At 34.8% G+C, this 14,285-nt stretch carries 9 protein-coding genes; 7 read left to right on the top strand and 2 right to left on the bottom strand.

Features of this window, described 5'->3' with window-relative positions; translation table 11 throughout:
- The first annotated feature begins 26 nt into the window (after positions 1-26).
- The 4 genes from BW936_RS08490 (at position 27) to BW936_RS08475 (ending at position 4,416) form a co-directional block, all read left to right on the top strand.
- A complete protein-coding gene (locus tag BW936_RS08490) occupies positions 27-875 on the top strand; it encodes a universal stress protein (protein ID WP_076547892.1) in 849 nt (282 codons plus the stop codon).
- A 74-nt stretch (positions 876-949) separates the two neighbouring features.
- Positions 950-2,194, top strand: a complete 1,245-nt coding sequence (locus BW936_RS08485) for a mechanosensitive ion channel family protein (protein ID WP_076547891.1) — start codon at positions 950-952, stop codon at positions 2,192-2,194.
- Between the two features lie 206 nt (positions 2,195-2,400).
- A complete protein-coding gene (locus tag BW936_RS08480) occupies positions 2,401-3,228 on the top strand; it encodes a hypothetical protein (RefSeq protein WP_076547890.1) in 828 nt (275 codons plus the stop codon).
- Between the two features lie 561 nt (positions 3,229-3,789).
- Positions 3,790-4,416, top strand: coding sequence for a chloramphenicol acetyltransferase (locus tag BW936_RS08475; RefSeq protein ID WP_076547889.1), 627 nt, complete (start codon positions 3,790-3,792; stop codon positions 4,414-4,416).
- Positions 4,417-4,450: 34 nt separating this feature from the next.
- Here BW936_RS08475 and BW936_RS08470 read toward each other — a convergent pair whose 3' ends face one another.
- Positions 4,451-6,676 (bottom strand): FUSC family protein, encoded by a 2,226-nt coding sequence (locus BW936_RS08470; RefSeq protein WP_076548001.1) that lies wholly within the window; start codon positions 6,674-6,676, stop codon positions 4,451-4,453.
- A 425-nt stretch (positions 6,677-7,101) separates the two neighbouring features.
- On the opposite strand from BW936_RS08470, the gene BW936_RS08465 reads away from it, so the two are divergent.
- From BW936_RS08465 to BW936_RS08455, 3 genes are read left to right on the top strand one after another with little or no spacing between them, the layout of a single operon-like run.
- Positions 7,102-10,191 (top strand): hypothetical protein, encoded by a 3,090-nt coding sequence (locus tag BW936_RS08465; protein ID WP_076547888.1) that lies wholly within the window; start codon positions 7,102-7,104, stop codon positions 10,189-10,191.
- 1 nt (position 10,192) lies between these two features.
- Entirely contained in the window at positions 10,193-11,440 is a 1,248-nt protein-coding gene (locus tag BW936_RS08460) for a hypothetical protein (protein WP_084182017.1), read from the top strand.
- On the top strand, positions 11,421-12,962 hold the full coding sequence (locus BW936_RS08455) for a glycoside hydrolase family 2 TIM barrel-domain containing protein (RefSeq protein WP_076547887.1): 1,542 nt from the start codon (positions 11,421-11,423) through the stop codon (positions 12,960-12,962). Before BW936_RS08460 ends, BW936_RS08455 begins: the two co-directional genes overlap by 20 nt.
- A gap of 66 nt (positions 12,963-13,028) precedes the next feature.
- On the opposite strand, the gene BW936_RS08450 is transcribed toward BW936_RS08455, so the two are convergent.
- A complete protein-coding gene (locus BW936_RS08450) occupies positions 13,029-14,258 on the bottom strand; it encodes a glycosyltransferase (protein WP_076547886.1) in 1,230 nt (409 codons plus the stop codon).
- Between the last annotated feature and the right edge of the window lie 27 nt (positions 14,259-14,285).

Raw genomic sequence — 14,285 nt, 5'->3', positions numbered from 1 at the left:
AACCAAACCGTCTAAAACATATTATCATGGAAAATAGAATATTATTACCAACAGATTTTTCAAAGAACTCATGGAATGCCATACAGTACGCCATAAAACTATTTGAAGAAAAAAAATGCATATTTTATATTTTGCACACCTATTCTAAGGAAACCCATGGTTTAGATAGTTTAACTTTATTAGATCCGGATCAAGCATTCAATAAAATGTGTAAGTTGAGATCGGAACAAGGTCTAGGCGATATACTGGTACAATTATCTAAACTGCAGCACAATGACAATCACCAATTTCATGTGGTATCTAAACCTGCGTTATTATGTAATGCAGTAAAAGAGTTAAATAAAGAGCTGCGCTTTAAAATGATTGTTATGGGAGCAAAGGGCATAACAAACCAAAAAGAAGAAACCTACGGTAAACAAACCTTAGGTCTTTTAAAAGAAATTAGACAATGCCCCATTTTAGTTGTGCCAACAAAGGTAGATTTTAATCATCCTAAAGAAATTGTATTGACTACTAATTTCAATTCTAAGATCAAAGTCTCTGAGATTAGATATTTGGTTGAAATTGCCAAACTTAGCAATGCAAGCATACAAGTATTGAGTTTAACACAACCTCATAAATTAAGTTTCTCACAAAAGAGAAATAAAGTATTGATTCGTAGTCAGCTTAAAGACGTAGCGCATAAGTTTAATTCGCTACGAAATGTAAAAATGGCTACTGCCTTAAGCTGTTTCGTAGAGATCAGGAAATCTAACATGATCAGTTATATAGATAGAAAACCATCATTTTGGGAACGTCTTGGTTTTGTTAAAATTTCGCTAAGTAAATTAGGGTATTTTGCAAATGTACCTGTATTGGCTTTACATGCCAAATAGGGTAATTATACACAAAATCGTCGTTACTGGTTGTTGCAAATCGTACCTTTGTACCGTTAAAATGAATAGCAACCATGAACGACGATTTTCACAGAATTTTATACAATTATCTTACAGAAACCGGACTGAGCGATAATGTGGCAGCATACGCAAACCTTGCTATTTTATTTGTCATCGCTTTGCTTTTAGCTTATTCTTTAGATCTTATCATTTGGAAAATATTACGGTCGGTATCAGTAAGAATTGCTCGAAAATCTAAAACTAATTTTGATAACTTTCTGGTTGCCAATAGGGTGCCTAGATATATAGCACATATCATACCCTTGAGCATCATGGTTGAACTCGTGCCTTTTGCGTTTATAGGATTTGACTATGCAGAAAAAATAGTTTTAAAATTTTTAAATGTACTGTTTGTTATTCTTACCCTGTATATAGTTAAAAGTGTATTTACAAGCATTAATGACTATTTAAAGACCAAACCAAGGTTTAGAGATAAACCCATGGGCAGTTATATACAGGTATTTATGATTTTCGCTTGGGTGGTAGGTATTTTTACCATTTTTGCGATTATTACAGAAATACAAGTTTGGAAATTTTTTACTGCCCTTGGGGCAGGATCAGCCGTTATTCTATTAATCTTTAAAGATTCTATTCTAGGTCTAGTTGCCAGTATACAAGTGAGCATTAATGATATGGTACGCATTGGTGATTGGATCAGTTTTGATAAATTTGGTGCAGATGGCGATGTTATTGAAATTTCGTTAGCAACGGTAAAGGTTCAGAATTTTGATAAGACCATTACCACCATACCTACCTATGCATTAATTTCTGATTCTTTTCAGAACTGGCGTGGCATGCAAGAATCTGGCGGAAGACGTATGAAGCGTGCCTTGATCATTAGTCAAAATAGCATTCGTTTTCTATCGGATGCCGATGTAGAGGAATTTCAAAAAATACAATTGATACAGCCGTATTTAATTTCACGATCAGAACAGATTAACACCTACAATACAGCTAATAACATCAATAAAGACCTAGCTCTAAATGGAAGGAACTTAACCAATATAGGAGTTTTTAGAAAATACGTAAACGACTATCTGCAAAGCCATTCTGCCGTAAATAAAAATATGACCTTAATGGTACGTCAATTAGCACCAACACCGCAGGGTATTCCGTTAGAAGTGTATGCATTTAGTGCTGACAAAAGATGGGAGAATTATGAGTATGTAATGGCAGATATTTTTGATCACCTACTAGCTGCCCTACCCTATTTTCAATTACAGGTATATGAAATACCTGTACCAGTAGCTACCTCATAACAAGTTGTCTTTTGTTCTCCTAATCTATTTTAATGCTATTAGCTCTATTGGATTTTGCTGAAAATTGTATCAATCAAGCTATAACAAACAACCATAACACTTTCATAATAAACACACTACATTTAACTTAATCTTTTCATTTTTTAAATAAAGACATAGTAGTTTTAGCTCAAAACCTATCATTGCCAAAGCTCCTAATATTCTTGTTGATAACAGTACTAGCCTCACTTTTAGGGTTTGGTCAAAACAATTCTACCCTAATAAAAGGTAAAGTTTCAAATACTAAAAATGATGTTTCCAATATATTAATAGTTAATCTAAATTCTAATAAATCTACCATAACAGATTCCTTAGGTTTATTTGCAATAAAGGTGAAGTTAAAAGATACGATACGTATTACTGCAGTGCAATACCTACCTAAAGTAATCACAGTAAACGAATCTCACATGAATGGTAGTTTACTAACTATTCAACTTCTTGATAATGTCATTGATTTAACTGAAGTTACCGTTACCCCTTATAATTTAACTGGAGATATTGATAGAGACATTAATAGGCTACACATTGAACCTACCGTTACATCATATTCCTTAGGGCTACAAAATGCAGGTGTTACCAAAATGTCCCAAAACCAAAGATTACTCCAAGAAGCTGATAGAGGAAAGTACGTTAAGCTAGCAACAACAGATGAATACGGTAAGGTATTTGAAATTCTTGGGTATACTGCTTTTACCGTAGTAATTAATACCCACAAAATAATGAACAAATTTTCTGGCAGAACAAAATCATTAGAGGAGATGGTAGAGCGTGACCAAAACATGGCTTTAGAAAAAGAAATTATTAATAAATTTTCAATACAAACAATAGCAGAAAATTTTGACATTCCGGAGTCTAATGTGAACGGGTTTCTTACCTACTGTCTTTCTCAACCTGATTTTAATGCATTATCCCACTCAAGAAATATGACAGAAATATGGACTTATCTAGAAACTAAAAGTATAGAGTTTAACAGTATCCATAGCTCTAAAGATTAACCTGTCCATAATCATAACTATATACAATGCATACCTATTAAGTAATTAGGCTATTGATACATCATTAGTAAGAAAATTAATAGTAACAAAACTGGGGCAACACTCATGAGTATCTACTTTAATACAACGAGAAGAAAAATAGTATTTTTTTTCTCGTCTCACTTTTTTGCACCATTAAAAGTACTGCATTCAAATATGAGCCACAATGCTATGAAGGACCTAGTATCCAATGTACTCTACTCTTACAAATTGATATATACTATCTAGTTGAGCTTTAGCTACAGCGTTGTTGTCAACGTCACTCATTGATCAACCTGATACAACTATCATAAAAATACGCTTTATACAGTTGTTGGATTTCTTCTTTATAGCTTCATCGTTTTCTATCTCGCCGTTATCGCATTAATTTATTGAGCGAACCCACATCTTGCTTTCAAAATAGGCTGTCTTGATATTATTATTCTAGAATACAACAAATTTAAACTTAAAATAAGTAAGCATATTTAGGCTTCTGCGTTGTAATTTAGTAGCATACTCTTTATTAATTATTAAAAAACTAGCATGCGAAAAGAAGTAAATTTAGACGAATGGAACAGAAAAGATCATTTTGAATTTTACTCTCAATTTAGCGAACCCTTCCTTGGTATTACCGCCAAGATTGATTGTTCTATAGCCTTTAACACGTCTAAATCAAAATCGTATTCCTTCTTTTTATATTATCTACATAAAACACTTGTAGCTGCTAATAGTATTGATAATTTTAGGTACCGAATAGACAACGGAAAAGTGTATGAATATGACACCATAAATGCGTCTCCAACAATTGGTCGTGAAAATGGTACTTTTGGGTTTTCTTACCTTGATTACAATTCTGATTTTCACAAGTTCTGCACATTGGCAGCACCAAGAATAAAAGAAGTTAAAGCATCTAATAGCTTAATGCCAGCATTAACTGGCGTAGACGTCATTCATTTTTCATCCCTTCCATGGGTAGACTTTACTTCAATTTCACATGCCAGACATTATGATTTTCAAGACAGTTGCCCCAAAATTAGTTTTGGAAAAATGATAACCGTAGATGCCAAACAAATGATGTCCGTATCTGTACACGTACACCATGGCTTAATGGACGGCTTGCATGTGGGCTTATTCTTTGAGAAGCTTCAAGAATTAATGCTAGAAAGTTAAGTGTAATTTTTAAAAAGCATAACTAAAAATTTTATCACATACTAGATGTTAGTTTCAACATCGTAGAACTTAAGGAGTAGAGCCAACGTAATTGCTCCCATATAAGTTGTTCTTCTTGATGGTTTCGTTTTAACCTGACATTATCTGTATCGCCTAAATTTACATTCTCAGATTCAAATTTCGGTAATTGCTCTTCAAACGAAATCACCTCATCTAAATTCAATTTTTCATCATTCTGTCCAACATCCGCAAGAGATTTCAGCACAAAAGAAAGGTTTTCATCGATCTTATGAACAATACCATTAAACCGCTCAGAAGCTTCTGTGGTGGTATGGTGTTGTATATAAATACTTAATGAGGCCAGGGAAGATAAAAAGTTATGGTTCAGTTCTACCAACTCATAAATTTTATTCAAGTTCTTCTGTTTCGAATGTGGTTCTTGGGTCATTCGCTGAAAAGCCGAGCTTAAGTTTGAAGTCTCTAAAAATGCACTTTTACGTGCCAGTCGGTAACTTGTAGGTACGCTGCCTTTATGAATATAAAAATCTGCAATTTTAGCCAGGTACACTTTATTTGCTTCAACACTCTTGGTAACATCTTTTCGTATTTCTTGAAAACTCCAGCTGGGCCATAGAAATAGAAATCCTAAGTAGGACAATCCCGCGCCTAAAAGCGTATCTATAATGCGATATTGAATTACTGCCATTACATCTGGTTGTAAGATGCCGTAAATAAATACAATACTAAGCGTTACGTATATGGCAGATGCCTTGTAATTTTTCTGCAGCATTGAAAGTGCTATCACAAACGAAATCAATGCCAACGTTGCGTATACATATACATCTTGCACTAAATAAACAATAACCGTGGCAATGACACCGCCAATAATAGTACCAATTGTTCTGTCTTTTGAGCGTGTTTTCGTGAGACCATAATTAGGTCTCATGATTAAAATAATGGTTAACAGAATCCAATACGGATTCTGAAAAGCAAATAAATTACCTAGTACAAAACCAATCATTAAGGTAACCGCCATACGTAACGAATGTCTAAAAATGGTAGACCTAAAGCTTAAATTTCTTAATAAGATACGCGGACTATAATCTTGAGAAATCAAGAATCGTTTTAAGATCTCTTTATCAATAAACTCTTCTGATGCCACATCATGATCACTTAATAACCATTTTATACGCTTAAGTTTATCAAATTGCTTTTCTTGATATTCCAAAAAATTCTGAAACATAATATATGCCTCATATGCCTTTGCCTCTTTTACCTCACTGAGGTCTTGCAATTTTATGCGTATTTCTTTAAAATGAGAATTTAGCGTTTCGTGCTTCGGAATTTTGTTTGGTTTGTTACCAATTTCAGCAATGGTCTGTAATTGTCTTGCCATTTCAAAAATAAGATTCTGAAATAGTTTTGTAAATTCTGGGTACATTTGAAACTGCCGATCCATTTTCGTATAATTCACCGGGTTGGCACCAGCGGTCTCTAACATCTCTATAAGCTGCACAAGGACCAGCACACGCTTACCATTATAAACCGACCTACCAGAATTTTTACGCGAAAGTATAAGAATCTCACGAAGTGTTTCATGCTGCTCCGTCAATTCGCTCTGCATTAAGAATAAACTTTTTAGCAGTTTTTTTCTATTAGAAAGTTCATCAATAAGCTTTCCGCGTTTCTTCATCAACTTACCTGTACGCGCTATGGTTTCATATAAAATCTCTTCGGTCTGACCTTTAGGGTTTATCTTATACCATAGAAGAGACACTGCCAAATACCATAGTCCGCCAAGCCCCACCAACAAAGAATACTCATAAATTCTTAACTTATCAGGCGTATGGGCAAAGCTTAATATCAGCGCCAGTAATCCTGAAAAACTAATAAGCGACGCCCTAAATCCATAAGATGATATCAAGGAAATAGCAAAGCTGGTCACCCCTAAAATTACTAAAGAAAGCCAGGGCGAATAATGAACATAACCACCAATAAAACTAACCACCATGACCAAGGCCGCCGAGAACAAAATACCATATACCTTATGCTTAAGACTACCGTTTACATCACTTGGGTTACACCAAAAAGCACCAAAACAAAGGGCTACACCTATTTCTGTATACCCTGTATAAATACCAATTGCCAATGGTGTAATCACTGCAATCATAGTCAGTACCGATTTAGAAAAATTAGTACTACCAAGAAACTGTAGCAATTCTTTAAAAGAAGTAGTGATATAATCTTGTATTTTGCTCAACACCTATAAAATCTAACACAAAGATACGCTTTGGTAACAAGAGGGGTTGACTTCATAAAAACAAAAAGTATAAATGGTGCTCCTTATTTTTTTTGCCAAATCAACTACAATCTATGGAGATTTGAACTAGTTACTCAATAATCAAAATAACATCTTTTAAAAATAATTTAGAACCAACGGCATGAGTTCGTTTTGTAGTGCTTGCTCGCCAATCATGCTATGAACAGCAGCTTTACCAAAATACTTTTTTTATTTTCATGACCAGTTATAAATGGAAAAACCATTTGTGCTCTAAATAAATATTAAAACAATACAGTATATAATTGTAAGTATTCCATTATTAAAATTGAAACTATTCTGCTCTTATTGTAATCATCGTCTTATATATTTAATACCTTTATAACAATTAGATGCTACCATAACCATTGAAAAAAAAAACTAATACTCTTTTAATACTAGCTTTAATAGTAGGGCTAGCTTTTCATGGTTCTGCTATTTTCTTTACGTTAGAATCTACCTATGACGCTTTAATTCATTTATTCTTTGCTGATCACTACGCTAGTAGTTGGTTTGACCCATGGGAATATAGGTGGTATACCGGTTTTACCGTACAGTCGTATCCGCCATTGGTACATCAGCTTATAGGCATACTTTCATACATTGGTGGACTAAAATTTGGTATGTATACCGTTGCATTAATAGCCATTGTATTATTTATTACCGGGGCATACAGGTATACCTTATTAATGACCGGTAGCCGTCGTATTGCTGGTTACGGTGCTGTAATGGCCGTTTTCTCGTCTACCTTTGTAGAGACACTCCATATTTTCGGGCAATTGCCCAGTATATCGGCATTATCAATATTACTGCATTCCATGACCGAGATTTACCTATGGATCAAAACAGGTAAAACGCGTTATTTCATTACTTCGGCGACTATGCTTGCAGTAACAGTAACTTCTCACCATGTTACTCCGCTTTTTGGTATGGTATTTTTTATTGCTCCTTTAATGGGCATGGCGGTAATGGATGCTGCCAGAGAAAAAGTAGCATCGTACAAAGCACTTACCTTTAAAATATTTTGGGGTACCACTCTTCAGCATTTTTGGCGTATAGCCAAGTTTGGCGGCACGGCAATATTCTTACTCGTATTCTGTATTTTTCCCTACTGGTACAACTCTAAAAGAAACCCAATAACCCAAGTTGCCATACCACATGGATCAAGAGATAACTTCTTGGAGATAACCTCATCGGGCCTCGTATTTTTCATTATTCCGTGGGGTGTATTTCTCTTTATTCTACCCTATTTCTTTTACAGATATTTTAGTAAAAGATATGTATTCTTTGGATTATCCTTTACCCTATTGACCATATTAGGAACAGGTGGTACTACTCCTATACCACGTATGATGTTGGGTGAAATGGCGTTTAATATTTTGACCTTGGATAGGTTTACCTTATGGGCTACCATTATGGCACTTCCCATATTTGCAGAGTTTGCCTACCGGATGGTTGAAGGTGATTTAAAAATATTGATACAAGAAAAATTTGGTGGAGTTTACCATAGAGTGTTAGGCGGACTGATAGCTGGTGGTATGCTGTTCATGGTCATCTTTACCATGACATTGGGTTATTTTAGGCCCTCTCAGCCTGCTAAAATTAAAATGCAACCCATTGTCAATTTTCTAGGGGCAGATTCACATGACTCATGGCGGTATCTACCGTTGGGGTTTGGCGATCAAATGGCCTGGCTTTCTGCACAGACCAGGGCAATGACCGTTGATGGCAATTACCACTCAGCTCGACGATTGCCCGAATTGACCACTAGGGCTATTGAACGAATAGAAAATTCTAAGTTTAGAGGTGTTGAAGGTATTGGTTCATTACAGCAATTCCTGACCGTACCAGAAAAATATAATTTAAAATATATATTTTCTAATGATAAGTTTTATGACCCCATTCTCTACTACTGCGGTTGGCAACGGCTGCAGCAACTAGAAAACGGAATTATGGTATGGGAGAAACTAAATGTGGCACCCATTCCTCAAATTATGCCTAAACAAGATGTACCTACCATAATGAAACTTATGTGGGGTATAATTCCGTTATCTACCGTACTTATTGCCATTTTTGTCAATATTCAGATGATATGGGTCCGCCTTCTAAAATCCAGAAAAGTACCGGTACATGCTTTTATGAAGTTAGAACTACCCTATAATAAATTCTCCTCTAAGCTGTTGACCATTTCGCACTGGTGGGCATTAGTGGTATTGGTATGCATGGGGTATGGCATGTATATTTTTTATGTAAAAAATGTCACCCAACTTTCACCCAATAATGTGATAGAATCTTACTATGACGCCTTAGATTTTAAGGAGTTCTCCAGAGCACACTCTTACATAGACCCAGAAGAAAATATTAATATTGCCCAGTATATGCTAGAAGTCTCCGTTACTGATGGTATTTTAAGCTCGTATGCCAAATTAGATTCGTTAGGCATAGAAATTTATGATGAAACTGAAAATAGCGCAAAGGCAAAAGTAGCTACACGTTGGATCACCCCTTTAGAAAATGTGTTCAACAATGAGTTCTATGAACTGGTAAAGCGAAAAAATAAGTGGTATGTAAAATCATTAAAGGTTGATAATGACATACCGCCAGATCAACTATTTACCGCCAATGGCACCACCTACTATAATCATGGTAGACGAAAAATTACAACTCAAGAAACCTATCATGAAGACGTTTTAAAACAACCCGTTCTAGAAATTCTATCGGCTAAATTGGTCAAATACAAAGGACAGTATAGTATAATAGGTGAATTACAAAATGTAGACAATACCCCAGCAGATATTGTAATTAAAGCCACGCTTTATAATGATGACAATAAGGAATTGGCCAATTACAATGCAAAGCATCAGATAAAGCATAAGTTGATGCCAAAAGAAACAACGACCTTTAAAATTAATTTTGAAGGAATTGCATGGTCGTCTACCAAAGACACCCTACCACCAACTTTTGACCCTGATCAATTTACACCTATAAGCTTTGAACAGCAACCCACCAAGTTCAACCTACAATCTGCAGGTAACACTGCTAACACAGATTTATATAAGCATGTTGCCCTACAAGGTTTGGAATACACCGAACAAGGTTTTAATGGAGTGTTATTCAACTCGGGGGTGCAGGAAGTGACCATTCCCCAATTAATTATATCTTATTACGATGAAAATAGTGAACTACTTTGGGTAGATCATAAATTTGTAACAGAAGGGGTTAGAATACAGCGTAAACAGTTCTTTAATTACACACCATTAGATCTTAATAATTTAAAAATTATAAACAGCAGTTTAGAAAATTGCTTTGTTAATGGATCTCCCAACAAGGCCATTGCAGATAAATTATTCCCTAATAGAAAGTTGGTACATGGTAAACAGCAAACCCAACCTTTTAAAGGGAAAGGATATGAGTACATAAAATTTGAGATCAACAGTTATATAGGTAATCCTAAATAGTATGCGTAATACCATTTTAATATTTCTAGGTCTTGTACTATTAGGTTGTTCAGAAAAAAAAGAAGAACAGCCTACTGAAATTTATATACCCCAAACTGAGCTAATATCGCAAGTAAAAAACACTATCGCTGGTGATGCCATCACTTTTTTCTTTAAAACAGATGCACCCAATGAAACCTATAAATTGCAAATAAAAAATGCTTACGGCAGTGTGTTACTAAAACCTAATACAAATGAGAGGGAAAATATTGAATTCAACATTCCTGAGAACTTCACGAGAATTGCCGGTCCATTCCATTGGAAGTTGGTTTTAAAAAGTGAGATTTTGGAAGAAGGCACGCATCAAATTGCTACCAATGCCCAAAAGGCTACTTATGTAGAATCTTACTTTGGTCCCCGTAGTATAACCGCAGGTAGAAATGATTTTTCAATGTTGACCATCTCGCCCACAGATGCTTATGACAATCCCTTAAATAATGGCACTGAGATAACCGTTAAATATCAATTCTTAGAAAACATTGATGAATTACAGATAACTACAGATAATTTTATTGCCTGGTATAATGTAGCTTCTACCTTAAAATCTGGTAGAATATTGGTGACATCAGAATGTAACGGTACCACCTCCAAAGAATTAGCTACCATTGTATATCCTGCCAATGCGGTCAACTTTTCCATTAGTGCTTCTAGCGCGCATACATTTGCTGATGGCAACCAGATCGTAACGTTTGTATCAGATATTATAAAAGATGAATATGGGAATACGGTTACTAATGGCACACTGGTCACTTTCGTTATCAAAAATGAAAGAAATCAATATCTATATACTGTTGGTACTACCATTAATGGTGTTGCCGAGGCAAAAACCTTACACCCAGACCAGGCTACCACTTGGGAAGTTCAAGCTTTTATAACAGGTGCTGCAGAAAGTAACATAACTACATTTAAGTTTAAATCTGCAGTAAAAGACTATGCCGTTCATTTTTCTAAAGGAAATAGAAATATTGATGTTGGTCCGTTTGAAAGTTTCATGAAACAATTGATTCCTGACGGACTACTATTGCAATTAGATATTTACGATGCTAATGGAGAATTTATTGACACCAAGAAAACAACATCTAAAAACGGAGTATCTACTATTTTCTTAGGCGAGCATTTTCTTGAAGATGGTGATTATACATTAAAATTAACCGCTGCAGGTATTACAAAAGAATTTATAATCAATATACATGGCGAAACAATTAAATAAAACATTGTATAGGACGGTGCTAATAGTCACCTTTTTGGCTATAAACGGCCTTATTATATATGGTATAGGAGCTGCCTGGGCATTTATGAATACCGGAGCGGATAAAACTTCTATGCTACATTTAGAAGTACCCATGGATGATGTTTATAAGCCAGGTTTAGAGTGGACAGATTTAGACAACCCAGGGCGACCAATGGAAGAGCAAGCTTTGGAGGAAATTACGAATGATTATATGAATGCTTGGCATGTTAGAAATATTGCGTTCAAGAAAAATGATCGTTACGGCATTGAAGATTTCTATACGGATAGTGCAAGAGTTAGATTATATGACAATATTGATTTAAATATAAAGAACAATCATTGGTACAAACGTACTACCCTAAACCATAATCCTGCCTTAGATTTTTATACGGCAGATGGTACTATGGTAGTCTTTAAAGATTATAATGTTGAAGAATACCAAGAAACGTATGAAGGCGAGACGCTTATTTTAAAAGAAAAAGACACCACTAGTTACCAAGTCATGATGCTGTTAGAAGATGGATTTTGGCGTATTAGGCATTTAAAGGAAATCCCTAACCCTATTGACACTCCTAAGAAAGAGAAACGAAACATACAGGCTAAGCTTGATAAAATTAAAAGACAAAGAGGCTTAAATTACTACCCAAAGGATTCTCCATGGGACACTTTTGGTAAGCGTTTTAATGATACCATAATCGATAAAGATTTTCAAATCATTCATGATATGGGGTTAAACTCCATTCGTGTATTTATACAATATGAAGATTTTGGAAAAAATAGGGTTCATGCTAAAAAGCTAGAACTTTTAAAGAAACTTTTGGATAAGGCAGCAAATAACGACTTAGATGTTCTCATAACCCTATTCGATTTTTATGGAGATTATGATATCTCTAATTGGACTTTGACCCACAGGCACGCAGAAGCCATTGTAAATGCGGTAAAAGACCACCCAGCGCTTTTAGGATGGGATATAAAAAACGAACCCGATTTGGATTTTGGTTCTCGTGGCAAAGAGAATGTAATACAATGGCTAAATCAAATGATTTTGGAAATAAGAAATTGGGATACTAAAAACCCAATAACCATTGGCTGGTCTAACCCAGAAGCTGCAATGAACCTATCAGAAGAGGTTGACTTTATTTCCTTTCATTATTATAAAAAGCCAAAACACTTTATAGCGTCCTATAATATTCTAAGCAATTTAATACCTCATAAGCCCATTGTTTTACAAGAATATGGAGATTCTTCTTATGATGGTATGTGGAGCGGATTTTTAGGTTCTGATGAAAAACAAGCTGCGTATTATAAAGAAATGCAGGGTTACTTGAAAAAAAAGAACATACCTTTTTTATTTTGGACACTTTATGACTTTGAAAAGGTACCTAGCTCAGTTGCCGGTAGCCTACCTTGGAAAACAAAAAAGCAACACTTCTTTGGTTGTTTAGATTCTTTAGGAAATAAAAAGCCATCATATTATGAATTGTCAATAGAGAATAAATAAGCTAATATATGGGTATAAAAAAGGCTGGTTACCACACCAGCCTTCAAATACTAACCATATTGATTCTTAATGAACCAATTTCTTCTCCATAGTTGATATATCAATATTGAAACCTGTTTTTTTAGATTTCTGTATAGCTTTAAAGTAATCTATATACATCTGTGTAATAGCGGACATTGGTAATGAACAAGCTGCTTTATAATTTTGTTTGGCCAAATGAATTCGGTAAGAATCATCGGTAATAATTTTTTCTATTGCGTTTGCTAGAGATGAAGTATCGTGAGCATCAAAAAACTCGCCCACATACCCTTCTTCTTTTACCAATACACTTAAGTCTCCTAAATCCGGTAAAGCAACGGCATTACCATAACTACCTGCTTGGTGCAATACACCAGAACTACCCGTAGTAGATGTATATGGAAATACAGTAACCGCACTATCACCAAATATTTTTGGCACATCTTCTTCAGCTACATAACCAGTATATCTTATTTGAGGTACATGGCTATACTTCTGCTTCATTTCTTCTAAATACCCCGGTGTGTTGGGGCTATCTGTCCCGGCAATGACAATTTCAATATCTTCATTGGTACGGGCTCTAATTTCTTCTACGGCCTCTATAAGAATTTCAACCTTTTTATAGGTGCCAAACTTACCAAAAGCCATTATTTGTTTAGGACCTTCCGGAAGTTTAAAATCTGGTTCTGGTGGAGTTTCAAAAGCCCCATGCGGAATCAACGCAACATTCTTCACCTTATACTTCTTCTCTAACGTAGTTACATATTTGCTAATAGTAACTGCAAGAATATCTGAAGCTAAAACAAATTTTGTCAACGTGGTTCCAATAAAATTATAAATACTTTGTAATACCTTATTATTGGTAAAACCTGCATTTTCTAAATCAACCTGCTCCAGAATATTATGTAATAATGAAATAGTTGGTATTCCTTTTGTTTTACAAATAAACGGAAGCATTAAGCCCATTGCTGCCGGTATTTTTTTATCTCCGAATTTTAAAAACTGAAGATTAAACAAAACCGCATCTGGTTTCACCTTAGATATGGTTTTACTAATGCTAAAAATATTGCTATAACTATTAAAGCTCCAACATTCTTTCACCGTAATCTTACAGCCTTCGCCTTTAAAATTTAAATCTTTAGGACCGTCTGTTCTATCAGTGATCAATATTAATTCTGTTACTTCTTCTTGAAGCCTAAAATGTTTTACCAAATAATAACCATATTCTGTTAAGGTTACTTTACTAGGTGGGTATGCGGTTACAATGGCTAATTTCATTTGATTTATATTTTATTAAACAGAACT

It is taken from the genome of Maribacter ulvicola (genome assembly GCF_900155985.1).
Taxonomy (GTDB): Bacteria; Bacteroidota; Bacteroidia; order Flavobacteriales; family Flavobacteriaceae; genus Maribacter; species Maribacter ulvicola.
Note: the sequence above shows the minus strand (reverse complement) of the source record. Positions and strands in the feature narration are given on the sequence as shown.

Bases quoted from the DNA above. Each gene is read 5' to 3' on its own strand.
- BW936_RS08490 (WP_076547892.1), top strand. From the start codon at position 27: ATGGAAAATAGAATATTATTACCAACAGATTTTTCAAAGAACTCATGG.
- BW936_RS08485 (WP_076547891.1), top strand. From the start codon at position 950: ATGAACGACGATTTTCACAGAATTTTATACAATTATCTTACAGAAACC.
- BW936_RS08475 (WP_076547889.1), top strand. From the start codon at position 3,790: ATGCGAAAAGAAGTAAATTTAGACGAATGGAACAGAAAAGATCATTTT.
- BW936_RS08460 (WP_084182017.1), top strand. From the start codon at position 10,193: ATGCGTAATACCATTTTAATATTTCTAGGTCTTGTACTATTAGGTTGT.
- BW936_RS08455 (WP_076547887.1), top strand. From the start codon at position 11,421: ATGGCGAAACAATTAAATAAAACATTGTATAGGACGGTGCTAATAGTC.
- BW936_RS08450 (WP_076547886.1), bottom strand. From the start codon at position 14,258: ATGAAATTAGCCATTGTAACCGCATACCCACCTAGTAAAGTAACCTTA.